The sequence below is a fragment of the Lentzea sp. NBRC 102530 genome (assembly GCF_030269365.1).
In the GTDB taxonomy this organism is placed as follows: domain Bacteria; phylum Actinomycetota; class Actinomycetes; order Mycobacteriales; family Pseudonocardiaceae; genus Lentzea.
This window is the reverse complement of the sequence record NZ_BSTF01000006.1, coordinates 491264-514234: the sequence shown is the minus strand read 5'-3', so window position 1 is coordinate 514234 and position 22971 is coordinate 491264. Positions and strand designations below refer to the sequence as shown.

Below are 22971 nucleotides of genomic sequence, written 5' to 3'. Positions count from 1 at the left end.
CCGGCTCGCCCGTGCTGTACTACGGCGACGAGATCGGCATGGGCGACAACATCTGGCTCGCCGACCGCGACGCCGTGCGCACGCCGATGCAGTGGACCCCGGACCGCAACGCGGGCTTCTCGAGCTGTGACCCGGGCCGGATCTACCTGCCGGTGATCATGGACCCGGTCTACGGCTACCAGGGCCTGAACGTCGAGGCGCAGACCCGCAGCCAGTCCTCGCTGCTGAACTGGACGCGGCACATGATCGAGGTGCGCAAGCGGCACCGGGCGTTCGGGCACGGCGACTACACCGAGCTCGGCGGCTCGAACCCGACCGTGCTCGCCTACCTGCGCACGCTCGGCACGGACGTGGTGCTGTGCGTGAACAACCTGTCCCGCTTCCCGCAGCCGGTCGAGCTCGACCTGGCCGAGCACGCCGGCGCCGTGCCGCTGGAGCTCACCGGCGGGGTGCGGTTCCCCGCGGTCGGCGAGCTGCCGTACCAGCTGACCCTGCCCGGTCACGGCTTCTACTGGTTCCAGCTGAACTCCGACGTGGAAGGCGGCGACAAGAAGTGACGACGAGCGAGGCCGTCCAGGTCCTGCCCGAGCAGTTCGACCGCTGGCTGCAGGCGCAGCCGTGGTTCCGCGGCCGCGGGCCGGTGACGTGCGAGCGCGCGACCGTCCTGCACCACGGCGATCCGTCGCTGGTCCACCTGGTGCTGGCGTGCGGGGACCGCCGGTACCAGCTGCTCCTGGGCGTGCGGGACGACCTGCCGGAACGCCTGGCGCACGCGAGGATCGGCGTCGCGGGGGAGCGGGTGGCGTACGAGGCGGTGTACGACCCGGAGCTCACCGCCGTGCTGCTCGGCCACTTCGAGGACTCCGCCGAGGTCGAGGGCCTGCGGTTCCAGGGAGCGCTGCCGCCGAGGTACGCCACCGCGCCGGTCGGCCGCCCGTTCCCCGGCCCGCAGCGCAACTCCTCGGTCGTCTACGGCCGGCGGCACGTGCTGAAGTTCTTCCGCGAACTGACGCCCGGCGACAACCCGGAACTGGTGCTGCACAACGCGCTGCACTCGGTCGACGACCCGCACATCGCGTCGCCGCAGGGTGCGCTGGAGTCCGAACTGGACGGTGAGCGCACGACGCTGGCCGTGCTGCACGAGTTCGTGCCGCTCGGCGCGCTGGGCTGGCCGATGGCGACGGCCAGCGTGCGGGACTTCCTCGCGAGCCCCGGCGGCGAGCCGCAGGCGGCGGGCGGTGACTTCGCCGCCGAGGCGCACCGCCTCGGCCGCGCCGTGGCCCGTGTGCACGCGGACCTGCGCGAGACGCTGGGCGAGCAGATCGCCGGTCCCGGCGGCGAGGTGGAGTTCGTCGCGGCCCTGCACAGCCGCCTGGACGCCGCACTCGCCGAGGTCCCGGCGCTCGCGGAGTTCGAGACGGGCGTGCGGGCCTGCTACGACGCCGTTCTCGCGACCGGCGAACCGCTCCGCCTGCAACGGGTGCACGGCGACCTGCACCTCGGTCAGGTGCTGCGCTCACCGCTCACGTGGGTGCTCGTCGACTTCGAGGGCGAGCCGTATCGCGACGCCGCCGACCGCGTCCGGCCGCGCCCGGCCGAGCACGACGTGGCCACCGCCCTGAGGTCGCTGCACTACGCGGCGGCCCAGCTGCTGGTGGGCGCGGACGACGCGGAGCTGCGGCCCAGGGCGGCGAAGTGGCTGGCGCACAACCGGGAGGCGTTCTGCGCCGGTTACGCGGAGGTGTCACCGGACCGCGCGCCCGGTGGCGCGCTGCTGACCGCCGTGGAGCTCGACCGGGCCGTGCTGGAGGTGCGGCACGAGCACCGGTTCCGTCCGGAGTGGACGGTCATCCCGCTGTCCGCGATCGCCGAGGCCGTGGGCGGGCAGTCGATCCCGGTGCGCTAGCCGCGTTCGGTGTCGCCGAATCCGGTGCGACGAACTGACGACCCCGGACCGCAGCGCGGTCCGGGGTCGTCTGGTCGAGCGGTTCGGGCGACTCACGTCGGGCGTGGTTCCAGCGGGCCTGGTGCAGCGTGGCCCCCACTGCGTTCATCGGACTGTGCGTGCAGCCGCCCGAGGGTTTTCCTGTCGTGGAACGAGTACACGCATCACCTGCCTTCCCCGTGCGGTGGAGAGCGTTGCCGTGCCAGTGCGTCGGCCGGGACGTCGTGCCGGCCGTGCGGGTGAGGTGGTTCCTCGTGCCGCACCGGCGGTACCGGCCGGTGCGGCACAGGCGCGGGCGGTGGCTCTCCCCAGTTGGCTTCGATGATCGAGTCGAACTCCGCGCCGAGCAGGTCCGCATCGGCGCAGACCAGCGCGAGGAACTCGTCGTCCGCGGTGCGCGCGGTCACGACGGCCCGCGCTAGGCGTCGATCTGCTTGACGTCCTGCTCGGTGCTCGCGATGGCGATCTTGCGCGGCTTCGCCTTCTCCAGCACCGGGATGCGCAGGGTCAGCACACCCGCGTCGTAGGCGGCCTGGATGCGTTCGGTGTCGAGGGTGTCGCCCAGGAACAGCTGGCGGGAGAACACGCCGAGCGGTCGTTCCGCGACCTGCATCTCGACGTTGTCGCCGGTGATGGTGGGCCGGCGCTCCGCCTTGACGGTCAGCACGTTGCGTTCGACGTCGAGCTCGATCGCGTCCGCCGTCACGCCGGGCAGGTCGAACGCCACCACGAACTCGTCACCGGAACGGTAGGCGTCCATCGGCATCGCCGTCGGCCGTGACCACGTCCCCGGCCCGTGGAACACCTGCTGCGCGAGCCGGTCCAGTTCCCGGAACGGGTCAGTGCGCATCAACATCCGGCACCTCCTCGATGTTCTGTTCTGCTGTCAACGCGCACAACTGTTGTATCATGTCGTCACAACGATGACAACCCAGAAGTCGTCGAAAGGATGACAAGATGTCGATCGGCGACTACGAGTCGGTGCGGGCGGCCGCGAGCGGCACCGGTGAGCTGGACGCGAACCAGGTGCTGGCCGCCCTGGTCCTGTTGCGCGAGCTGCGCGCGGAACTGGCGGACTGGGAACCGCAGCTGATCGCCGCCGCGCGTGAACTGGGCACCAGCTGGGCCGACCTGGCCCCGGCTCTCGGTGTGGCGAGCCGTCAGGCCGCCGAACGCCGCTACCTGCGACTGCGCCCCTCGGACCTGGCCGGCGCCACCGGCGAACAGCGCGTGCAGGCCGAACGCGACCGGCGGGCGGGCGACCGGGCGGTCTCGTCCTGGGCCCAGGACAACGCCGCCGCGCTCCGCACCCTGGCCGGATCGGTGGGCGAGGTGGACGCCGCGGTGCGGGCGGCGTTGTCCGGTGACGACGCCGCACAGCTGCTGGGCCCGCTGGCGGACGCACAGAACAGGGTCCGCTCCAGCCACCCCGCGCTGGCCGACCGCATCGAAGCGGTGAACGACCAGGTCGACCGGGTGCGACGGGACACGCAGAGTCGGCGCGACGAGATCGGCTGACGGCGCGTCCGGAACGTCGGCGCGGTGATCCACGCCCAGCAGGGGCACCTCACGCCCCCGGACCACCAGTACGAGCAGGTGGGGGCGGCACCACGACGCACCCGTCTGACCGCGCATTCCCCGGCAACGTTCCGAGGCACACCTCGGGAACCGGTCGCGACCGGTTCCCGAGAAGGGGTGTCGCGGCGTTCCGCGCCGGGTGCGAGGCCCCACCTGGCGCCGGCGCGGAACACCGCGACGGTCTGGAAGTGCCGGTGGTCAGGACTGGGCGGGGCGGTCGACGTCGCCGCGCCACGCGCCCGTCTCGTCACCGCCGCGGTTCTCGACGAAGGTCTTGAACCGCTCGAGGTCGCCCTGCACGCGGCGGTCGAGGACGCCGAGCTTGTCGGCGACGTTCTCGACGACCCCGTCGGGGTCGATGTCCATCTGCACCGTCACGCGCGTGTGGTCGTTGTCGAGGCGGTGCACCGTGACGACCCCGGCGTGGTCGGGGCCGGAGTCGGAACGCCAGGCGACGCGCTGGTCCGGGTGCTGCTCGGTGATCGTGGCATCGAACTCCCGGGTGACGCCCGCGATGCTCACGGTCCAGCGGGTGTGCGTGTCGTCGAGCTGCTCGATCCGGTCGACGCCCTCCATGAAGCGCGGGAACTCGGTGAACTGGGTCCACTGGTTGTAGACGCTGGTCACGTCGGCCTGGACGTCGACGGACTTGGTGATCGTGCTCATGGCGTGGAACTCCCGTGGTTGATCTGCGTGGAACTGATGCGTGGAACTGATGCGTGGAACTGCCGTGGAACTGCCGTGGAAAGGGCGGGTGGACCGTCAGCGCCGCAGGCCGGACACGCCGCACAGCGCTGCCCAGCAGACGGCGAAGACCGCGACCTTGCGACGGGCGGAGCGGTCCGGCAGCGTCGTGCCGAACACCGCAGCGTCAGCGACGTCGGCCGCGACGCGCGTCATCACGGCCGTGCGCAGCGGTGTGCCGGGCGTGGCGACCATCATCGCCACGCCGATGGCGGCGTCCCGCGCGCCGATCGCGCCGATCAACGTCCGCACCGAAGCCGGCACCGAACCCCCGACCGCGGTCAGTCCCGCCGGCTTGGCCAGGATCCGCGGCGAGACGATCAGCGCCGCGCTGTAGGCGGCCGTCACCGCGCCCAGCACCCTCGTCATGACGACACCGGCACCCTTGTCGCTCACAGCGGTCCTCCTCGCGATCGATTTCGTCCTTACAGCGGTACCCGGGAAATCGACTCAAAAACGACGCGTTTCTCTCGGGGTGGTGCGCTCCTGTCATGCGCACCCGATCCGGTCCAACTACGTTTTCGGTGGTGGAGCAGGGGGAGAGGGCGATGGTCGAACAGCGAGGTCCCGCCGAGGCGGACGTGGTCGTCGCCGGTGGCGGACCGGCGGGGGTGGTGCTCGCCTACCTGCTCACGCGCGCCGGACTGCGCGTGGTGCTGCTGGAGGCGCAGAAGGACTTCAACCGCAGGTTCCGCGGCGACACCCTGGCCCCCGCCGTGCTCGACTACCTCGACGAGCTCGGGCTCGCGGACGAGATCCTGCGCACCATCCCGCACGCCACGGCCCGCACGTTCGAATGGCACACGCCCAAGAAGACGTACACGATCGCCCGCTACGACAAGACGAGCACCAAGCACCCGTACTACGCCCTGATCCCGCAGGCGTTGTTCCTCCCGCACGTCGTCGAACTGGCCGCCGCGCACCCCGGCTTCACCGTGCGCATGCGGGCCAAGGTGAACAAGCTGCTGCACGACGGCACCGGCAGGGTGTGCGGCGTCCGCTACGTCGACGAAGAGGGCCGGCACGAGGTGCGGGCACGTCTCGTGGTGGCCGCCGACGGGCGCAACTCCAAGGTCCGCGTGCTCGCGGGCGCGCGGACCACCGAACTCGGCGCGAGCCTCGACCTGCTCTGGCGGGAGTTCCCCCGCCGTGACGGAGACCCCGCCCTGTCCGGGCTCCAGCTCTTCGGCCACCGGCTCGGCACGATCGCCGTGCTCAACCAGGTCGACCGCTGGCAGATCGGCTTCACCATCGAGGCGGGCTCGTTCCCGCGCCTCCGGTCGGGTGGTCCCGGCGCCGTCGCCGAGGCGTTGAAGGCGAGCCTGCCGTGGCTCGGCGACCGCGTGGACGCCGTCGAGGACCTCGGCGAGTTCACCCTGCTGCCCGTGCGCATCACGACGGTGGACCGGTGGTACCGGCCGGGCGTGCTGCTGATCGGGGACGCGGCGCACGTCATCTCCCCGGTGGGCGGCAACGGGATCAACTTCGCGATCTGCGACGCCGCCGAGACCGCGAACCAGGTCGCCGGCGTGCTGCTCGACGGAGGGCCGGACGCCGACCTCGACGCGGCCTGCGAGCAGGTGGAGCAGCGCCGGAGGCCGCCGGTGCAGGTGGAGCAGGAACGCCAGGTGCGGATCGAGCGCAAGAGCGCCGGCCGGATTCGGGCCGGTCTGGACAGTCCCGCGCCACCGCTGCGGTTGATCGCCGCGGTGAAGCCGCTGGCCAGGTTGTTCGGCTCACTCGGCGCGAGGAGCGTCCTGGCCCCCGCCGCGCCCGCCGACGTGATCCGTCGTGGTGGCGGCCGTCCCGCCTGAACCACCGGCCGCCCCCGCTGTCACCGGAGGCGGCGTCGCGGAGCGGCCCAACCGCCGTCGAACCGGGAACGGGCTGCGTCCCGCGTTCCTCGGCGACCGCCGGCGTCGCCCTGACCAGCGCGGCGACCTCCCGGCTGCGCGAGTGCGAAGCCCACCCGATCACCAGCGCGGCGGGCGGGCAGTCCTCGACCGGCACGTACCGCACGGCCGGACGCGGGTACTTCGCCGCGACCGACCGCGGCAACACCGTGATCGTGGTCCCGAGTCCCACCGGCGCCGGCAGCTGCTCGATGTCGTGCACGCCCTGCCGCTCGATGTCGCGCTCCGCCTGTTCGCTGACGTCTCCGGAGAACGGGCTCCAGCCCGTGGTCGGGCTGGAGGTGCCGCTCGTAGACGTGCCCGCGTGCTGAAAGGCGAGCTCAGGAGTCCGCGGGGGAAGACGGTGCCGCGCGTGGCGTGACCGACCGGAGCCGGAGGCTGTTGGCGACCACCAGCACCGACGACAACGACATGGCCGCGCCCGCGATCAGCGGGTTCAGCAGTCCGGCTGCGGCCAGCGGGATCGCGGCGGCGTTGTAGCCGAACGCCCACCAGAGGTTGCCGCGGATCGTCGTCAGCGTCCGGCCGGCCAGCACGATCGCGTCCGGCACGGCGTCGAGGTCGTCGCGCACCAGGATCACGTCGGCGGCGTGCGCGGCGACCTCGCTGCCTCGCGCCATCGCCATCCCGAGGTGCGCGGCGGCGAGCGCCGGGCCGTCGTTCACCCCGTCCCCCACCACGGCGACGTGGTGCCCGGCGGCCCGCAGCCGTTCCACGGCGGCGACCTTCCCGGCCGGGCGGACGCCGGCGATCACCTCGCGCACGCCGATCTCGCAGGCCACGGCCTGGGCGGCGGCGGCGCTGTCCCCGGTGAGCAGGACCGTCCGCAACCCCAGGGCGTGCAGGCGTTGCACGGCGGCGCGGGCGGACGGCCGGACGGTGTCGCGCACCGCGATCCCGCCGATCACCACCCCGTCCCGCGCGACCAGCACCCCGGTCTCGGCGCCGAGCCCGGAGTGCCACGCCCGGACGTCTTCCGGAACGTCCGAAGGGGACATGAGCTGCCACGACCCCACGACGACCTCGGACCCCTCGACCACACCGCGCGCACCGGCCCCCACGAGCGCCTCGAAGTCGCTGACGGCCGGGGGATCGTCCACCGCGGCGGCGATCGCGACGCCGATCGGGTGTTCGGACGCGGACTCGACCGCCGCCGCCCACCGCAGCACGTCCGGGCCGACCGTGCCCACCACGGTCATCTGCCCGGTCGTCACCGTGCCGGTCTTGTCCAGCACCACGGTGTCGACGGCCCGCGACGCCTCCAGCGCGTCCGGCCCCTTCACCAGGATCCCGAGCTGGGCGGCCCGCGCGACCCCCACCATCAACGCGGTCGGCGTCGCGAGGCCGAGAGCGCACGGGCACGCGATGATCAGCACCGACACCGCCGCCCGGAACGCGTCCGGCACCGAGTCGCCGAACGTCAGCCACCCGGCCAGCGTCGCCGCGGACAACGCCAGCACGACCGGCACGAACACCGCGCACACCCGGTCCACCAGCCGCTGCACGCGCGCCTTGCGTTCGGCGGCCTGTTGCGCCAACGCCCGCATCTGTGCCAGCTGCGTGTGCGCGCCGACGGCGGTGGCGCGCACGACGAGCCGTCCGGTGTGGTTGACCGTCCCGCCCACGACCTCGGACCCGGCCGCCACCTCGACCGGCACCGGTTCACCGGTCATCGACGACACGTCGATCGAGGAGAACCCACCGGTCACGACCCCGTCGGCGGGCAGCGCCTCACCGGGCTTGACCACCAGCAGGTCTCCGACGCGCACCTCGGCCGCCGGCACCATCACCTCGGCACCGTGGCGCAGCACGCGGGCCTCCTTGGCCGCCAGCCCCGCGAGGGCGCTCAGCAACCCGGCCGCGGTCCGGCGCGACCGCACCTCGAAGTACCGGCCCGCCAACAGGAACGTGGTCACCCCTGCGGCCACGTCCAGGTACCCGACGTCGAGCGTCCACACCGCCCACCCGAACGACGACAGCACCCCCAGCGACACCAGGGTGTCCATGCTGGACGATCCGTGCCGCAGGGTCCGTGCCGCGGCACGGTGGAACGGCCAGGCCGAGTACGCGACCACCGGCAGGCTCAGCAGGACGCACAGCAACTCCCAGCCGGGGAACCGCAACGCGGGCGCGAAGGTCAGGGCCAGCGTCAGGTTGCCCAGCGGGATCGCGAGCACGGCCGCCACGACGAGCCGTCGCCGCAGCGCCCCGACCACGTCGACGTGCGAGCCGGTGGCGGAGGCGTCGTACCCGGCCGCCCGCACGACCTGCACCGCGTCCGACTCCGGCAGGCCGTGCACGATCGCGCGTTCGGTGGCGTAGTTGACGGTCGCGCGCACGCCGTCGAGCTTGTTGAGCTTGCGTTCGATGCGGGTCGCGCAGGCGGCACAGGTCATGCCGGACACGGCCAGTTCCACGGTCATGCGGGGGTCTTCCGTTCGGAGAGTTCGGCGAGCATCGCGTTGTAGGCGGAGAGCCGGTCGTCGGTGGCGTGGTCGAACCGCCTGGCCTCGTGCCGGTCGGCGACGGCCCACTGGCGCATCAGGGCGAGCACGACCACGAGCATCGGGATCTCCCCGGTGGCCCAGGCGATCCCGCCGCCGAGGCGTTGGTCGGTCAGCAGATCCGGCATCCACGCCAGGTCGAGCGACCGGTAGAAGTTCGAGGCGATCACGGTCTGCTTGTTCATCAGGACCACGCCGAAGAACGCGTGGAACGGCATGACGGAGAACAACAAGCCGAGCCGGGCGAGGTGCGGCAACGGCCGCGGCGCGGGATCCACCCCGATCACCAGCCAGAAGAACACGTACCCGGTGAGCACGAAGTGGACGTTCATCAGCTGATGCGCCCAGTGCAGCGGCATCGCCGCCCCGAACAGCCCCGAGAAGTACAGCAGGTAGAACGAGCCGACGAACGTGATCGCGGCGATCGCCGGATGGGCGGCGAACCGCGCCAAACGGCAGTGCACCAGCGCTTTGATCCACACCCGCGGCCCCGGTGGCGACACCCGCAACGCCAGCGTGATCGGCCCGCCGAGCACCAGCAGCACCGGCCCGAGCATGTTCAACGCCATGTGCGCCACCATGTGCGTGCTGAACGTGCCGGCCGCGTACCGGCCGACGCCCGACGACGTCACCACCAGCAAAACCGCACACCCCAGCAACCACGAGACCGTCCGCCCGACCGGCCACCCACGTGCGCGCCGCACGGCCACCAGGTACAGCACCGCCAGCACGAGCGCGCCGAGCCCGATCACGAGGTCGAGCCGCCAGCCCAGCACGATCTCGGTGAACGAGGGCGCGACCGGAAGTTCGTACCCGATCAGGGTTTCCTGCGGTGACGTCCGCACCACGCTCCACGCGGGCGGCACGAGGTGAGCGAGCCCCGTCGAGGCTCCCAGCGCCAGCCCGACCGCGACGAGTTCGACGCCGAGCGGCCGTCGCGTGCCCCACCGCGCCCGGACCAGCGGGACCGCGGCACACGCGGCGACCTTGAGCAGCAACAGCACGGTGTAGCCGCTGTGCAGATCCGGCCCCGCCAGCACCGCGCCGACGACCGACCCGCTCAGCACCAGCACACCGATGCACCAGTTGCTGAGCACGCGGTACCGGCGCACCAGCACCTCATCGTCCGCACGCCGCCGCAACGTCACCAGGGCGCCGATCCAGATCGCGGCGGCGGGAACGTGCCACGCCACGGCGTTGGTCGCGACGTCGTGCCACGCGCCGTTCGCCACGTGCCCGGTGATCACCGGCGCCAGCACCCCGGCCAGCGCGGGCAGCACCCACAGCACCGAGGTCGTCCACGTCAGCGTCGCCCGCGCACCGACGGCGACGACGCCTGCCGCGACGAACGTGACCAGCCACGCCTTCGGCTCCTCGGTCGCCCCGACCAGCCCCGGCAAGTGCCGCACCACAACGGGAAGCGGCTGACCGGTGGCGTCCGCAGTGGACAGAACGACCGCGAACCCGGCCGTGACGACCCACACAGCGGCGGCGTTCGCGGCCGTGCGCACGGCCCCGTAAGCAGGTGCGGTGAGCTGAGCGCGCCGAGGCGGTGCCGGAACCACGAAGGCCCCGAACACCAGCGCGCCGATCGTCACCGTCCCTGCCGCGTTGGCGAGGGTTCTGACCAGCCCGAACGCCACCGAGGTCAGTCGGCCGGGATCGCTGTCCCCGAGCAACGCGTGCACGTCACCGGCCCACCACACCACTGCCACGACACAGGAAACCGAGATGGCCGTCGCGAGCACGACGGCCTTGTCCACCCTCACACGACACAGGTCGGGCGAGGGACGGCTTCAGTTCCCGGAGAGCTGCGCGCGGATCTCGGCCTTGAGCACCTTGCCCACCTTGGACCGGGGAAGATCGGGCCAGATCTCCACCTGCTTGGGCGCCTTCACCCCGCCCAGTTGCTCCTTCACGAAGGCGATCAACGCGTCGGGCTCGGCCCGGCCGGACGCCCGCAGCTGCACCACGGCCGTGACCCGCTCACCCCACTTGGGATCGGGCAGGCCGACCACGGCGCTGTCCTGCACCGCCGGATGTGCCCGCAACGCCTGCTCGACCTCGGCCGAGTACACGTTGAAGCCGCCCGTGATGATCATGTCCTTCGCCCGGTCGACGATGAACAGGTAGTTGTCCGCGTCCAGGTAGCCGATGTCGCCGGTGTGGTGCCAGCCGAACGCGCTCACCTCGGCCGTCGCCGCCGGGTTCTCGTGGTAGCCGGCCATCACCAACGGCCCGCGCACGACTATCTCGCCGCGTTCGCCGCGAGGCAGCAACGCGCCGTCCGGAGCCATGATCGCGACCTGCGTCAGCGGCGACGGTCTGCCCGCCGACGACAACCGCTCGACCGCGATCGACCCGTCGAGCAGGAAGTGGTCGGCCGGGGCGAGCGTCGCGATCATGTTCGGCGCCTCGGTCTGCCCGAAGAGCTGCCCCATCACCGGCCCGATCCGCCGCAACGCCTCGGTCAGCCGCACCGGGGACATCGGCGCGGCGCCGTACCAGAGGCAGCGCAACGAACTCAGGTCCGTCGCGTCGAGCGCCGGGTGGTCGAGCAGGCCGTAGATGACCGTCGGCGGCAGGAACGCGTGCGTGATCCGGTGGTGTTCGATCAGCCGCAGGAACTCGCCGAGGTCCGGCGCCGGCATGATCACCGTCTCGCCGCCCATCGACATGATCGGGAACGTGAGCACGCCCGCCGAGTGCGTCAGCGGTGCCAGCGCCAGGTAACGCGGCCGGTCGCCGAACGGGTAGCTCATCAGCGTCAGCGCGGTCGCCGTCTCCAGGTTGTGCCCGGTCAGCCGCACGCCCTTGGGCCGCCCGGTCGTGCCGCCGGTGCCCGCCAGCACGCACAGGTCGTCGTCGGCGACGTGCACCGGTTCCGGTGCACGGCCGAACTCCGCGAGCCAGGCGTCGAACGGGACGGCGCCCTCGACCTCGCCGTCCAGGCACACCAGGACCGTCAACGCGGGCAGGTCGCCGCGGATCCGTTCGACCAGCGGCGCGAACTTCGCCTGGAAGAACAGGCAGCGGCAGCCGAACAGGTCGAGCAGCTCGCGGTTCTCCGCCGCCTCGTTGCGGGGGTTGACCGGGCACCACACCGCCCCGGCCCGCGAGATGCCGAACACGCAGGTGAGCGCCAGCGGGTCGTTCGCGGACAGCACGGCGACCCGGTCACCGGCCTCGATCCCGCTGCCCTGCAACGCTCCCGCGATGTCCCGGGAGCGTTGCTGGACCTCGGCGTAGGTCTGGGAGACCCCGCCGACGGTGAGACAGGGCGCGTCGCCCCCGAGCGACGCGCCCTTGTCCAGGTAGTCGCTGAGGCGCATCAGCGGTGCGTTTCGACGATCGGGTCGAGCACCAGGCCGAACGACCGCAGCGCGCCGAGCAGTTCCCGGTGCCCGAACGCCTGGCAGCCCGACGCGAACCCGACCCGGCGCGGCGCGTCCTGCAGCAGGTGCACGGCGGCGTGGACGTTCAGCAACGCCGTCTGCTTGTAGTTGCAGTTGCCGTGGATCACGCAGCTGGCCCGGCCCAGCGGCCCGGACGCGTGCACGGAGTCGAGCGAGATGTTGATCCGCGGGTTCTCGCGCGGCGGCATCTCGCTGCGCACCTGCGCGGAGAACGCGTCGACGATCTCGTACTTCTCCGCGTCCGACTTGCCCTCCATCTGCTCCAGCGCGGCCGCCACGATCTGCGGCACACCCAGCATCAGCGGCCGGTTGAACACGCCGCCGAGCGCCCGCACGGTCGCCACCCGTGGATCACGCTTGAACCACACCGGGTGCGCGGTCCCGCCCCACGGCAGCGCGAGGCCGAGTTCGTGCTGGCCGGGCACGACGAGTTCGTAGAGGCCCGCGTCCGGCGGCCATTCCACGTACTCGTTCTGCTCCAGGTAGTACGCCTTGGCGAACGCCGCGTTCGTGAGGATGGTGTTGGTGGAAGCGACTGTCGGATAACCCTTCCAGAACACCCCGATGTCCAAAGTGTCCAGTCCGGGCTGCTCCAGGCAGATCTGCGCGGCGATCTCGCCGACCGTGTACATCTGCGCGATGCCGGGGGAGAGCAGCAGTCCCTGCTTGGCGAACTCGGCGCCGTACTGGGCGTCGGCATCGATCATCCAGTCTTGCTCGCCGTTGGTGTCGGTGTAGTGCGCGCCGACGTTCAGGCTGGCCTGAACGGCTTCGTGACCGTAGCGGGAGAACGGGCCGACCGTGTTGAGCACGACCTTGGCGCCGGTGAACGCCTCGGTCAGCGCCTCGGTGGAGTGCTCGACCTCGGCCACGTCGTAGGAGACCGTGTCGATGCCGGGCACGGCGTCGACGGCCTCCTTGACGCGCTTGCCGTCCCGGCCGGCCGCGAGGAACGGGATGCCGTACTCGCGGAGGTACTCGCAGATCAGCCGGCCGGTGTAGCCGGAGGCGCCGTAGACGACGACGGGCTTGTCGGTGGGCATCGCGTCACATCCCCATTCCGCCGTCGACCGGCAGACCCGCGCCGGTGATGAACTTCGAGGCGTCGGACGCGAGGAACACCACGGCGTCCGCCATGTCGTCGACCTGCCCGAGGCGGCCGAGCGGCGTCAGTCCCACGACCGCGCCCACCGCTTCCTCGACCGACGGGAAGAGGCCGAGTTCGGCGCAGTCGACCGCGAGCTGGTTGCCCATCGCGGTCGGGGTGAGGCCGGGGTAGATGCAGTTGACCCGCACGCCGTAGCCGAGCTTGCCGGACTCCATGGCGGCGACCCTGGTGAGCCGGTCGATCGCGGACTTCGTCGCCGAGTAGACGCTGATGCCGGGGAACGCGATGGTGGCCGCGACCGAGGCGATGCTGATGATCGACCCGCCGTTGCCCGCCGCCCCGCCGGGGCGCATGGCGCGCAGGCCGTGCTTCATGCCGAGCGCGGTGCCGAGCACGTTGACGTCGAGCATCTTGCGGACGTCGGCCGGGTCGAGCTCGGTGATCAGGCTGGTGATCTCGATGCCCGCGTTGTTGACCAGGACGTCGAGCCCGCCGATGGTGTCGACGGCCGTGCTCACCGCGGAGGCCCAGCTTTCGTCGTCGGTGACGTCCAAGGGGACGAACTCCGCTACGGCGCCTTGGTCCCGGAGCGCTTGGGCCGTCTGCTTGCCCTCCTCCTCCAGGACGTCGCCGATCAGGACCGCCGCGCCGGCCTGCGCCAGAGCCTGGGCCATGCCCGCGCCGAGCCCTCGCGCACCGCCCGTGACCAGCGCTTTCCGTCCGTTCAGCTGATAACTCGTCATTGAGTCGCCTCCTCGGTGAGATGGCTCACACACTAGTTATTCCTGGACAGTCGTCAAGATTTTCCTTGACGACTGTCCAAGATTTTTTGGACGACTGGTCAAGGTTTGTAGCAGTGAGCGGTAGGCTCCGAGGCGTGACAGAAGTCGCTTCGCGCAAGCAGGACCGCATCGCCCGCCGGCAGGTCGACAAGTTCGACGCCCGGCGGACGGAGCTCGCCGTGGCCACCCTGCACACGCTGGCCGAGCTGGGCTACGCGCGCACCAGCCTGCGGGAGATCGCGCAGAACTCCGAGTTCTCGCACGGCGTCCTGCACTACTACTTCGCGGACAAGCGCGACCTGATCACCGAGGCGGTCCGCCAGTACGAGGTCGTCTGCGTGACGCGCTACGACGAGGTCGTGGCGACGTCCACCACCGCTCGGCAACTGCGGGACGAGTTCGTGGCGATGTTCTTCGACACCCTCGACCAGGACGCGACGCTGCACCGCCTCTGGTACGACCTGCGCAACCAGAGCCTGTTCGACGAGTCGTTCCGCGCGGACGTGCTGGAGATCGACAGCCACCGCGAGGCCATGGTGTGGCGGGTGGTCCACCGCTACGCCGAACTGCTCGGCGGCACGCCCGCGGCGTCGTCCGCGCTCATCTACGTGACGCTCGACGGGCTGTTCCAGCGCGCGTTGCTGCACCAGCTGTCCGGCAACGCCGGCGTGGTGGAGTCGTTGCGGGCGGAGCTGCCGGTGACGATGGACCTGCTGGTGAAGGTTTAGCGGCGTATCGCCGGCATATCGAGAACCGCATACGGGGTGGCAACGCCGTGCGCTCTTGACTGAGTCGCATGGCAACAGGCATCACGATTTACGGGTGTGAGCCCGACGAGGCCGACCTGTTCCGGGAAATGGCACCTCGGTGCGGCGTGATACCGACGTTCGTCGAGGAACCGGTTTCCGCGGAGAACGCCGCGCTGGCGTTAGGTGATCGCTGCATCAGCGTCGGGCACAAAACGCGGGTGACCCGGTCCGTGCTTTCGGCGTTGAGTCGTGCCGGAGTTCGTCATGTGTCGACGCGAAGCATCGGGGTCGACCACATCGACGTCGATTTCGCCGCGAGCCTGGGCATCGAGGTCGGCGGCATCGCCTATTCGCCGGACAGCGTCGCCGACTTCACGGTGATGCTCGTGCTCGTGCTGCTGCGCGACGTCCGGTCCGTGCTCCGGCGAGCTGACCTGCACGACTACCGGCTCGGCGCGCGGGGCCGCGAGCTGCGCGACCTGACCGTCGGGGTGATCGGCACCGGGCGGATCGGCGTGGCGGTGACGGACCGGCTGCGCGGGTTCGGCGGGTGCGTGGTGGCGCACGACAGCAGGCCGCGCAATTCGGCGGACTACCTGCCGCTGGACGAACTCCTGCGGGTGAGTGACGTCGTCACGTTGCACACGCCGTTGAACACCGGAACCCATCACCTGCTCGACCGCCACCGGATCGCGTCGATGAAACCCGGTGCGTTCGTCATCAACACCGGACGTGGTCCGCTGATCGACACGAAAGCGTTGGTCGAGGCGTTGGAAAGCGGGCATCTGGGTGGCGCGGCGCTGGACGTGCTGGAAGGCGAGGAAGGGATCTTCTACACCGACTGCCGCGCCCGGGAAATCGACCTGGAAACACTGGTGCGGCTGCGGGGAATGCCGAACGTGGTCATCACCCCGCACACCGCCTATTACACGGACCACGCGCTGAGCGACACCGTGGAGAACACACTCGTCACGTGTCTGGACTTCGGGGGAACGGCATGAGCAGGGTCAGGATCGGCGTGCTCTTCGGCGGGGCGTTCGAGGAGCACCCCGTCTCGGTGAAGTCCGCGGGGGAGGTGGCGCGCGGCCTCGACCCGGCGCGGTACGAGCCGTTCTGGATCAAGATCACCCGTGGCGGTGACTGGCTGCTGTGCGACGGCCCGGACGCCGCCGACGGGCGTCCGGTGGTGTTGTGCTCCGCCGGGCTGGTCGTGCTGGGCGACGGGGTGTTCGAGGTGATCGGCCTCGACGTCGTGTTCCCCGTGCTGCACGGCAGGCAGGGGGAGGACGGCTCGGTGCAGGGGCTGCTGGAACTCGCGGGCATCCCGTACGTCGGGTGCGACGTGCAGAGTTCCGCGCTGTGCATGGACAAGACGCTCACCTACGTCGTCGCGCGGAGCGCGGGGGTCGCGACGCCCAGGTTCTGGACCGAGGCGCCCGAGCCCGCCTGGCCGGTGTTCGTGAAGCCCGCGCGGTCGGGCTCGTCGTTCGGCGTCACCAAGGTGTCCACCGAGGACGAACTCGCCGTCGCGCTGGACGTCGCCCGGCAGTACGACGCGAAGGTCGTCATCGAGGAGGCGGTGGAGGGCCAGGAGATCGGCTGCGCGATCCTCGGCACCGGCGACGACCTCGTCCTCGGCGAACTCGACCGCGTGGCCCTGACGCACGGGTTCTTCCGCATCCACCAGGAGGACGCGCCGGAGACCGGGTCGGAGAACTCGACGTTCGTCGTCCCCGCCGACATCTCCGCCCGGTCGCGCGCCCTGGTGCGGGAGACGGCCCAGGTCGTCTACCGCGCGCTGGGCTGCTCGGGTCTCGCGCGGGTCGACCTGTTCCTGACGCCGGCGGGGGAGGTCGTGCTGAACGAGGTCAACACGATGCCCGGCCTCACCTCCTACAGCCGGTACCCGCGGATGATGGCGGCGGCGGGCCTGCCGCTCGGTGACGTGATCGACCGGCTGGTGTCGCTGGCGCTGACGGGAAAGCAGCGGTGAACCCCGGCTTCGCGTTCGTGGACGAGGTCGTGCCGGGCGTGCGCTGGGACGCCAAGTACGCCACCTGGGACAACTTCACCGGCACACCCGTCGACGGCTACCTCGTCAACCGGGTCGTGGGCACGACCGAGTTGTGCGCGGCCCTGGACCTGGCCCAGCAGAAGGCGGAATCGCTCGGCTTCGGCCTGCTGCTGTGGGACTGCTACCGCCCGCAACGCGCCGTGGACCGCTTCCTGCGCTGGGCCGAGGAGCCCGACGACCCGGCGACCAAGGCCCGGTTCCACCCGAACATCAGCCGGGCCGAGATGTTCGAACAGGGTTACGTCGCAACGAGATCCGGCCACAGCCGCGGCAGCACCACCGACCTGACCCTCTACCACCTCGACACCGGAGCCCTCGTCGCGATGGGCGGCGCCCACGACCTGATGGACCCGATCTCGCACCACGGCGCCCCCGTCGCGGAGGCCGGGAACCGGCAGCACCTGTGTTCGATCATGGAGGCCTGCGGGTTCCGGCGCTACGACAACGAGTGGTGGCACTACACCCTGGTCGAGGAGCCCTACCCGGACACCTACTTCGACTTCCCGATCGCCTGAACGGTCACGGTGCGGGCAACCGCACCGTGACCCGCAGTCCGCCCTCGGCCAGGGGAGTCAGCGTGAGCGTGCCGTCGTGCGCCTGCGTGATGCTCTTGACGATCGCCAGCCCGAGCCCCACCCCGGCCTGGTCCCCGCGCACCCGCGTGGTGCCGCGCTGGAACGGCTCGGTCAACGTCTCCACCAGCTGGTGCGTGAGCCGCGGCCCGGTGTTCTCGACGGTCAGCGCGGCGAACGCGGGCCCCGCCGCGGTCGTGACCCGCACCGTCCCGTCCAGCACGTTGTGGACGATCGCGTTGTGCAGCAGGTTCGTGGTGACCTGCAACAACAACGCGGGCGACCCGGTCGCGAACGCCCGCTCCCCGCCCGTCTCGACCGCGACGCCGTGCTTCTCCGCCAACGGGACCAGCGTCTCCGTCGCCTCCTCGGCGATCAGCGACAGATCGACCCGCTCCCGCGCGAACGACCGTTGGTCGGCCCGGCTCAGCACCAGCAACGCCTCGGTGAGGTCGATCGCGCGGGCGTTCACGAAGTGCAACCGCTCCACCAGCTCGTCCGGGTCCCGGCTGCTGCGCGCGACGTCCAGCAGCGTGCGCGTGACGGCCAACGGCGTGCGCAACTCGTGCGACGCGTTGGCCGCGAACCGCTGCTGCGCGGCCACGTGCGTCTCCAGCCGAGCCAGCATGGCGTCGAACGCGTCCGCCAGCTCGTGGAACTCGTCCGACCGGCCGGGCAAGGCGATCCGGTGCGACAACGCCCCACCGGCCGCGACGCGCGTGGCGTGCGTGATCCGGTGCAGCGGCGCGAGCATCCGCCCGGCCAGGAACCAGCCGCCCAGCAGCCCGAACACCAGCAGGAAGCACAGCACCCCGGCGACGAACGGCGCGAACGACGTGGCCAGGCGGGTCCGGTCGATGAGGAAGTCGCCGGTGGGGGTGACGATCCAGCCGTTGGGCAGGAAGTAGGTGTAGTAGGTGAGCACGGCCGCCATCAGCAGGGTGCCCGCGATCAGGAGGAAGCCGGCGTAGCTGATGGTGAGTTTGAGGCGGACGCTCAACCCCGGTGCCCTGTCCACCGCCCCGACCCTAGGACAGCGGCCATGTCGTCCGCGTATCCGGATTCGAAGGCGACGATCCGACGCGTTCGCCATCGCCGTGCCGGACTGAGGTCTCAGGGCAGTGCCGCGGCCCGGTAGGCGCCGGGCGTCTGGCCCATCGTGCGGGCGAACGTGTCCACGAAGGCGCTCGTGGTGGCCCAGCCGCACCGGTGCGCGGTCTCGGTGACGGTGGCGCCGTCGCTGAGTTCGACCATGGCCTGGAACACCCGGACGTTGGTGCGCCACTGGGGATAGGTGGTGCCGAACTCGGCGCGGAACAGGCGCGCCAGGTGCCGGTCGCTGGTGCCCGTCCTGGCCGCCAGCCATGTGATCGTGCGCGGGGTGCCGAGGTCGCTGGTGACCAGGCGGCAGGCGTCGGCGAGACGGGGATCCCTGGCCGCGGGGAGGGACAGCGGTGCCAGGTCCGCGTGCCGGACGCGGTCGCGGATCACCGCGCGCAGCCGGTGCGCCTCGTCCTCGGGCAGACCGTCCTCGGTGCAGGCCATCAGCAGTTCACGCAGGAGCGGCGACACGGCGATCACGGTCGGGCGGTCGCCGGGGAACAGTTCCTCGGGCGCGGGGAAACGCAGCAGGTGCACCAGGGTGCGGCCGTAGACGCGGTGTTCGTGCCAGGTCTCGGCCGGCGTCCAGATCGCGCGCTGGGCGCTCGCGACCCACGTGCCGTGCTCGGTCTTCGTCGCGAAGATCCCGTTGCTGACGTAGAGCAGCTGGTGGTCGCCGTCGTGCCGGTGCGGCTCGATGACGGTGCCTGCCTCGACCTCGTGGCGGTATTGCGACACGAGCGGGCAGTTTATCGGAAGTTTTCCGGCGGCGAGTGGATCACCGTGGACGCATGAGAAGGTTCTTCGCCGACACCCGGCCGCTCGCGATCCCCGCCTACCGGCGGGTGTTCCTGGGGCAGGGCACCGCGGTCGTCGGCATGATGATCACGGCCGTCACGGTGCCGGTGCAGATCTACGACCTGACGCGGTCGTCCCTCGTCGTCGGGCTCAGCGGTGTGGTGGGGCTGCTGCCGGTCGTCGTCTTCGGCCTCTACGGAGGGGCGATCGCGGACGCGGTCGACCGCCGGAAGCTGGTCCTGGTGTCGTCCTCGGTGTCGTGGGTCGTGACGCTCGCACTGCTCGCGCAGACCCTCGCGGAGGTGCGGTCGCCGGTACTGGTCCTCGGGCTGGTGGCCGTGCAGTCGGGGAGTTTCGCGGTGTCGGCGTCCGGGCGGGGCGCGATCCTGCCGTTGCTGGTGCCGGCCGACCTCGTGCCGGCCGCCACCGCGCTGAGCTACACGGCGTCCACGCTCGGGCAGGTGCTGGGACCGCTCGTGGCCGGTGTCCTGATCGGACTGCCGGGAGGGTTCGGGCTCGCCTACGCCGCAGACGCCGTGCTGTTCACGGCCTCGCTGTACGCCACGGTCCGGCTGCCGTCGTTCGGCGTGGCCGACGGGCTCGGCAGGCCGGGGTTGAAGTCCATAGTGGAGGGTCTGAGGTACTTGGGTGGCAACCCGGTGCTGATGATGTCGTTCGCCCTCGACATCGCCGCGATGGTGCTGGCGACGCCGGAGGCGCTGTTCCCGCAGGCCGCCGCCACGAGGTTCGACGGGGGAGTCGGCCCGCTGTACTCGGCGATCGCGGCCGGGTCGATCCTCGCCGGACTGCTCAGCGGGTGGATCGGGGGCGTGCGGCGGCAGGGCGTCGCGCTCACGCTCGCCGTCGTGGTCTGGTCGGCCGCCATCGCCGTCGCGGGGTTCCTGCACACCCTGTGGGCCGTGGTGCTGCTGCTGGTCGTCGCGGGCGCGGCGGACTTCGTCAGCGCGGTCTACCGGCAGGCGATCCTGCAGACGTTCGTGCCGGACCGCCTGCGCGGACGTCTGCAGGGGGTGTTCACCGTGGTCGTGAACGGGGGACCGCGCCTGGGTGACCTGCGGGCCGGTTTCATGGCGGCGGCCACCACGTTCACCCTGGCGTGGTCCGGCGCGGCCGTGCTCTGCGTCGTGGTCGTGCTGGTCGCGGCGGTGAGCGCGCGGTCGTTCTGGCGTTACGACACCCGCGAGCACGTGCGGGAACTCACCTGAGGTCGAGCCTGCCCTCGGGGGAGAGGTCCTCGGTCCGCACCTGCTTCCACGCGAGGTCGTCCACGCCGAGCGCGTCGAGCAGGAACGCCAGGGCGACGCGGCGGATCACCGCGACGCGGCCGGGGTTCTCGTCGGTGGTGTCCGCGGCGTTGTGGCCGTGGATCCCGCCGAGGGAGTGTTCGCCGCCGAACAGCGTGAGCAGGGCCCGCGCGCCGGGGCCGTGGCGGAACACGTCGGTGAACCAGTCCGGTCCGCGCTTGCCGAGCAGCGACTGGTCGGCGTCACCGGCGACGGCCAGGAACGGCGTGGCGAGCTGCGCGAAGTCCGGTGACATGAAGGAGCCGAAGTGCTCCTGGGCGAACGGCGTCAGGTCGTCGCCGCCGAACCCGGTCGCCGCGAGGAGCACTCCGGCCTTCACGCGTGGGTCGGTCAGGTCGGGGCCGGGCCGCCCGTCCGCGTCGAGGACCCGTGCGCCGAGCAGCATGCCGACGGTCTGCGCGCCCCACGAGTGACCCGCGACGGCGATGCGGTCGAGCGACGCGCGGCCGGACAGGCCCGGCACGGCGGCGAGCAGCACGTCCAGGTCGTCGAGGACGCGCTGGACGTCCTGGACGCGGAACCGCCAGATGTCCGCGTACCGGGGATCCTCCGGCGTGACGCCGAGGGTCCGGGAGTCGAGGAACGTCGGCTGGACGACCACGACGCCGTTGGCGGTCCAGAAGTCCACCAGCGGGTCGTAGTAGGTCATCGAACCGCCGAAACCGTGTGCCAGCACGACGATCGGGAGGTCGGACCCCGTGACGGGGGCGGACACGCGCACCTGGAGGTCGTCACCGCGACCGGGTGCGGGCAGGACGACGGGCTTGACGCTGATGGTTCCGGGCATGGCGAATTGCTCCTGAACGGGCGAGGAGTGGGGCTGGTAGGCTCCTAATCGGAGCGACGTTCCGAATATATGGAGCGCTGTTCCGATTGTCAACCGTGCTGGTGGAGAGGGGTGCCCAGGTGGGTGCGGGGGAGTCGACCGCGAAGCGGGCGGACGCGCGGCGCAACGAGAAGGCGCTGCTCGACGCGGCTGCCGCGGTGTTCGTGACCGACGGTGTGGACGCGCCGGTGCGCCGCATCGCCGCCGAGGCGGGCGTCGGCATGGGAACGATCTACCGGCACTTCCCGACGCGCGCGGACCTGGTCGTGGCCGTCTACCGGCACCAGGTCGACGCGTGCGCCGAGGCCGGGCCCGCGCTGCTCGCGTCGGAGGAGTCGCCGTTCGAGGCGCTGCGGCGGTGGGTGGACCTCTTCGTGGACTTCCTGGTGACCAAGCACGGGCTGGCCGCCGCGACGCGCAACGACCCCGAGGGGTTCGGCGCCCTGCACGGGCTCTTCCTCGACCGGTTGCTGCCGGTGCTCGACGAGATCCTCGCCGCAGCCCGCGAAGCGGGGCAGATCACGGTGGACGTGCCCGCTTTGCAGCTGCTGCGCGCGATCGGTGACGTGTGCGCGGGGGCCGAGCGGGTCGACGCCGGCTACGACCCGAGGATCACCATCGGGCTGCTCCTCGACGGGTGCCGGTACAGCCGCTGAAGCGACCGCCGCGGTGTGGTCGAATGAGGTGGTGCGCACGCCCGTTCGTCCTTTGTGGACTGTCATCACGCTGGTCGCGCTGCTCGCCGGATGCGCGGAAGGGCAGGACACCTCGCCTCCGGCGTCCACCGTGCCGCGGGCGGGGGTGGAGCTGCCGCCGTCGCCCGCCGTGCTCGACTACCAGCTGGGCACCGCGTACCCGCCGCCCGCCGGCGTCACGCTGGTGGCGCGCGACAGCACGGCGTCACCCGCTCCCGGCGCGTACAACGTCTGCTACGTCAACGGTTTCCAGACCCAGCCGCAGGACCGCGAGCTGTGGCTGGACCAGCGCCGGCACCTGGTCCTCAAGGACGCCGGCGGCGAGCCGGTGATCGATCCGGAGTGGCCGGACGAGTTCCTGGTGGACACCTCGTCACCGTCCAACCGGGACGAACTGGCGCGGATCACCGGCGAGTCGATCACGCGGTGCGCCGAGCGGGGGTTCGGGGCCGTGGAGATCGACAACCTCGACTCTTACTCGCGGTCGGGCGACCGGCTGACGGTCGAGCACAACCTCGCGTACGCGGCGCTGCTCAGCGCGCGGGCCCACGAGCGCGGCCTGCCGATCGGGCAGAAGAACTCGGCGGAGGTCAGCAGGCGCGCGCACGACGAGGTCGGCTTCGACTTCGCCGTCACCGAGGAGTGCCACGCCTTCAAGGAGTGCTCGTCCTACACGGACGTGTACGGCGAGCATGTGATGGACGTCGAGTACACCGACAACCTGCGCGGCACGTTCGCCGACGTGTGTGCGGACCCGGCGAGGCCGAGGACGACGACGTTGCGCGATCGGAAGCTGGTCGGGCCCGACCACCCGGACCACGTCTTCCAGCACTGCTGACGG

The 22971-nt window shown here is 71.3% G+C and carries 23 protein-coding genes; 11 read left to right on the top strand and 12 right to left on the bottom strand.

The window, feature by feature from the left end:
• Both QSK25_RS19680 and QSK25_RS19675 read left to right on the top strand, forming a co-directional pair.
• On the top strand, positions 1 to 557 hold a 557-nt coding region (locus QSK25_RS19680), incomplete at its 5' end, for an alpha-glucosidase C-terminal domain-containing protein (protein ID WP_285640115.1).
• Positions 554 to 1906 carry a maltokinase N-terminal cap-like domain-containing protein gene (locus tag QSK25_RS19675; protein WP_285640114.1) on the top strand — a complete coding sequence of 451 codons (1353 nt, stop codon included), beginning with the start codon at positions 554 to 556 and terminating at the stop codon, positions 1904 to 1906. The genes QSK25_RS19680 and QSK25_RS19675, both read left to right, overlap by 4 nt.
• A 203-nt stretch (positions 1907 to 2109) precedes the next feature.
• Here the strand turns inward: QSK25_RS19675 and QSK25_RS19670 are convergent, their stop codons facing one another.
• Both QSK25_RS19670 and QSK25_RS19665 read right to left on the bottom strand, forming a co-directional pair.
• Entirely contained in the window at positions 2110 to 2352 is a 243-nt protein-coding gene (locus QSK25_RS19670; RefSeq protein ID WP_285640113.1) for a hypothetical protein, read from the bottom strand.
• Between the two features lie 11 nt (positions 2353 to 2363).
• On the bottom strand, positions 2364 to 2801 hold the full coding sequence (locus QSK25_RS19665; RefSeq protein ID WP_285640112.1) for an Hsp20/alpha crystallin family protein: 438 nt from the start codon (positions 2799 to 2801) through the stop codon (positions 2364 to 2366).
• 101 nt (positions 2802 to 2902) lie between these two features.
• Here QSK25_RS19665 and QSK25_RS19660 point away from each other — a divergent pair, with 101 nt between their 5' ends.
• The gene (locus QSK25_RS19660) at positions 2903 to 3463 is read left to right on the top strand and encodes an HSP18 transcriptional regulator (RefSeq protein ID WP_285640108.1); all 561 of its coding nucleotides are present in this window, start codon (positions 2903 to 2905) and stop codon (positions 3461 to 3463) included.
• A gap of 258 nt (positions 3464 to 3721) precedes the next feature.
• Here QSK25_RS19660 and QSK25_RS19655 read toward each other — a convergent pair whose 3' ends face one another.
• Entirely contained in the window at positions 3722 to 4189 is a 468-nt protein-coding gene (locus QSK25_RS19655; RefSeq protein ID WP_285640107.1) for an SRPBCC family protein, read from the bottom strand.
• A 96-nt stretch (positions 4190 to 4285) separates the two neighbouring features.
• Positions 4286 to 4663: a hypothetical protein gene (locus QSK25_RS19650; protein WP_285640106.1), complete on the bottom strand. Its 378-nt coding sequence runs from the start codon at positions 4661 to 4663 to the stop codon at positions 4286 to 4288.
• Between the two features lie 131 nt (positions 4664 to 4794).
• Between QSK25_RS19650 and QSK25_RS19645 the strand changes: the two genes are divergently transcribed.
• Positions 4795 to 6081 (top strand): FAD-dependent monooxygenase, encoded by a 1287-nt coding sequence (locus tag QSK25_RS19645; RefSeq protein ID WP_285640105.1) that lies wholly within the window; start codon positions 4795 to 4797, stop codon positions 6079 to 6081.
• 419 nt (positions 6082 to 6500) lie between these two features.
• Here QSK25_RS19645 and QSK25_RS19640 read toward each other — a convergent pair whose 3' ends face one another.
• From QSK25_RS19640 to QSK25_RS19620, 5 genes are read right to left on the bottom strand one after another with little or no spacing between them, the layout of a single operon-like run.
• The gene (locus tag QSK25_RS19640) at positions 6501 to 8603 is read right to left on the bottom strand and encodes a heavy metal translocating P-type ATPase (RefSeq protein ID WP_285640104.1); all 2103 of its coding nucleotides are present in this window, start codon (positions 8601 to 8603) and stop codon (positions 6501 to 6503) included.
• Positions 8600 to 10447: a bifunctional copper resistance protein CopD/cytochrome c oxidase assembly protein gene (locus QSK25_RS19635; RefSeq protein WP_285640103.1), complete on the bottom strand. Its 1848-nt coding sequence runs from the start codon at positions 10445 to 10447 to the stop codon at positions 8600 to 8602. The genes QSK25_RS19640 and QSK25_RS19635 overlap by 4 nt, the downstream gene beginning before the upstream one ends.
• A gap of 33 nt (positions 10448 to 10480) precedes the next feature.
• On the bottom strand, positions 10481 to 12016 hold the full coding sequence (locus QSK25_RS19630; RefSeq protein WP_285640102.1) for an acyl-CoA synthetase: 1536 nt from the start codon (positions 12014 to 12016) through the stop codon (positions 10481 to 10483).
• Positions 12016 to 13143 (bottom strand): DUF5938 domain-containing protein, encoded by a 1128-nt coding sequence (locus QSK25_RS19625; protein ID WP_285640101.1) that lies wholly within the window; start codon positions 13141 to 13143, stop codon positions 12016 to 12018. Before QSK25_RS19625 ends, QSK25_RS19630 begins: the two co-directional genes overlap by 1 nt.
• 4 nt (positions 13144 to 13147) lie before the next feature.
• Entirely contained in the window at positions 13148 to 13951 is an 804-nt protein-coding gene (locus QSK25_RS19620; protein WP_285640098.1) for an SDR family NAD(P)-dependent oxidoreductase, read from the bottom strand.
• A gap of 134 nt (positions 13952 to 14085) precedes the next feature.
• Here QSK25_RS19620 and QSK25_RS19615 point away from each other — a divergent pair, with 134 nt between their 5' ends.
• The 4 genes from QSK25_RS19615 to vanX all read left to right on the top strand — a co-directional run bounded on the left by QSK25_RS19615 (position 14086) and on the right by vanX (position 17328).
• Complete coding sequence (locus QSK25_RS19615; protein ID WP_285640097.1) at positions 14086 to 14718, top strand: TetR/AcrR family transcriptional regulator; 633 nt, start codon at positions 14086 to 14088, stop codon at positions 14716 to 14718.
• Positions 14719 to 14786: 68 nt separating this feature from the next.
• Entirely contained in the window at positions 14787 to 15740 is a 954-nt protein-coding gene (locus QSK25_RS19610) for an NAD(P)-dependent oxidoreductase (RefSeq protein WP_285640096.1), read from the top strand.
• Positions 15737 to 16732: a D-alanine--D-alanine ligase family protein gene (locus QSK25_RS19605; RefSeq protein WP_285640095.1), complete on the top strand. Its 996-nt coding sequence runs from the start codon at positions 15737 to 15739 to the stop codon at positions 16730 to 16732. Before QSK25_RS19610 ends, QSK25_RS19605 begins: the two co-directional genes overlap by 4 nt.
• The gene (gene vanX / locus QSK25_RS19600) at positions 16729 to 17328 is read left to right on the top strand and encodes a D-Ala-D-Ala dipeptidase VanX (protein WP_285640093.1); all 600 of its coding nucleotides are present in this window, start codon (positions 16729 to 16731) and stop codon (positions 17326 to 17328) included. Before QSK25_RS19605 ends, vanX begins: the two co-directional genes overlap by 4 nt.
• Before the next feature lie 4 nt (positions 17329 to 17332).
• Here vanX and QSK25_RS19595 read toward each other — a convergent pair whose 3' ends face one another.
• A complete protein-coding gene (locus tag QSK25_RS19595) occupies positions 17333 to 18403 on the bottom strand; it encodes a sensor histidine kinase (protein WP_285640092.1) in 1071 nt (356 codons plus the stop codon).
• Positions 18404 to 18498: 95 nt separating this feature from the next.
• The gene (locus QSK25_RS19590) at positions 18499 to 19224 is read right to left on the bottom strand and encodes a helix-turn-helix transcriptional regulator (RefSeq protein ID WP_285640090.1); all 726 of its coding nucleotides are present in this window, start codon (positions 19222 to 19224) and stop codon (positions 18499 to 18501) included.
• A gap of 53 nt (positions 19225 to 19277) precedes the next feature.
• Between QSK25_RS19590 and QSK25_RS19585 the strand changes: the two genes are divergently transcribed.
• Positions 19278 to 20510: an MFS transporter gene (locus QSK25_RS19585; protein WP_285640089.1), complete on the top strand. Its 1233-nt coding sequence runs from the start codon at positions 19278 to 19280 to the stop codon at positions 20508 to 20510.
• On the opposite strand, the gene QSK25_RS19580 is transcribed toward QSK25_RS19585, so the two are convergent.
• Positions 20503 to 21396, bottom strand: coding sequence for an alpha/beta hydrolase family protein (locus tag QSK25_RS19580; RefSeq protein ID WP_352236089.1), 894 nt, complete (start codon positions 21394 to 21396; stop codon positions 20503 to 20505). The two genes, QSK25_RS19585 and QSK25_RS19580, sit on opposite strands and share 8 nt — an antisense overlap.
• Positions 21397 to 21491: 95 nt before the next feature.
• On the opposite strand from QSK25_RS19580, the gene QSK25_RS19575 reads away from it, so the two are divergent.
• On the top strand, positions 21492 to 22091 hold the full coding sequence (locus tag QSK25_RS19575) for a TetR/AcrR family transcriptional regulator (RefSeq protein WP_285640087.1): 600 nt from the start codon (positions 21492 to 21494) through the stop codon (positions 22089 to 22091).
• A 52-nt stretch (positions 22092 to 22143) separates the two neighbouring features.
• Positions 22144 to 22968 (top strand): endo alpha-1,4 polygalactosaminidase, encoded by an 825-nt coding sequence (locus QSK25_RS19570; RefSeq protein ID WP_285640086.1) that lies wholly within the window; start codon positions 22144 to 22146, stop codon positions 22966 to 22968.
• The last annotated feature ends 3 nt before the right edge of the window (positions 22969 to 22971 follow it).

Coding starts and splice junctions, on each gene's coding strand:
- QSK25_RS19665 (WP_285640112.1), bottom strand. CDS start 2,801: ATGTTGATGCGCACTGACCCGTTCCGGGAACTGGACCGGCTCGCGCAG.
- QSK25_RS19660 (WP_285640108.1), top strand. CDS start 2,903: ATGTCGATCGGCGACTACGAGTCGGTGCGGGCGGCCGCGAGCGGCACC.
- QSK25_RS19655 (WP_285640107.1), bottom strand. CDS start 4,189: ATGAGCACGATCACCAAGTCCGTCGACGTCCAGGCCGACGTGACCAGC.
- QSK25_RS19640 (WP_285640104.1), bottom strand. CDS start 8,603: ATGACCGTGGAACTGGCCGTGTCCGGCATGACCTGTGCCGCCTGCGCG.
- QSK25_RS19630 (WP_285640102.1), bottom strand. CDS start 12,016: ATGCGCCTCAGCGACTACCTGGACAAGGGCGCGTCGCTCGGGGGCGAC.
- QSK25_RS19625 (WP_285640101.1), bottom strand. CDS start 13,143: ATGCCCACCGACAAGCCCGTCGTCGTCTACGGCGCCTCCGGCTACACC.
- QSK25_RS19620 (WP_285640098.1), bottom strand. CDS start 13,951: ATGACGAGTTATCAGCTGAACGGACGGAAAGCGCTGGTCACGGGCGGT.
- QSK25_RS19610 (WP_285640096.1), top strand. CDS start 14,787: ATGGCAACAGGCATCACGATTTACGGGTGTGAGCCCGACGAGGCCGAC.
- QSK25_RS19605 (WP_285640095.1), top strand. CDS start 15,737: ATGAGCAGGGTCAGGATCGGCGTGCTCTTCGGCGGGGCGTTCGAGGAG.
- QSK25_RS19585 (WP_285640089.1), top strand. CDS start 19,278: ATGAGAAGGTTCTTCGCCGACACCCGGCCGCTCGCGATCCCCGCCTAC.
- QSK25_RS19580 (WP_352236089.1), bottom strand. CDS start 21,396: ATGCCCGGAACCATCAGCGTCAAGCCCGTCGTCCTGCCCGCACCCGGT.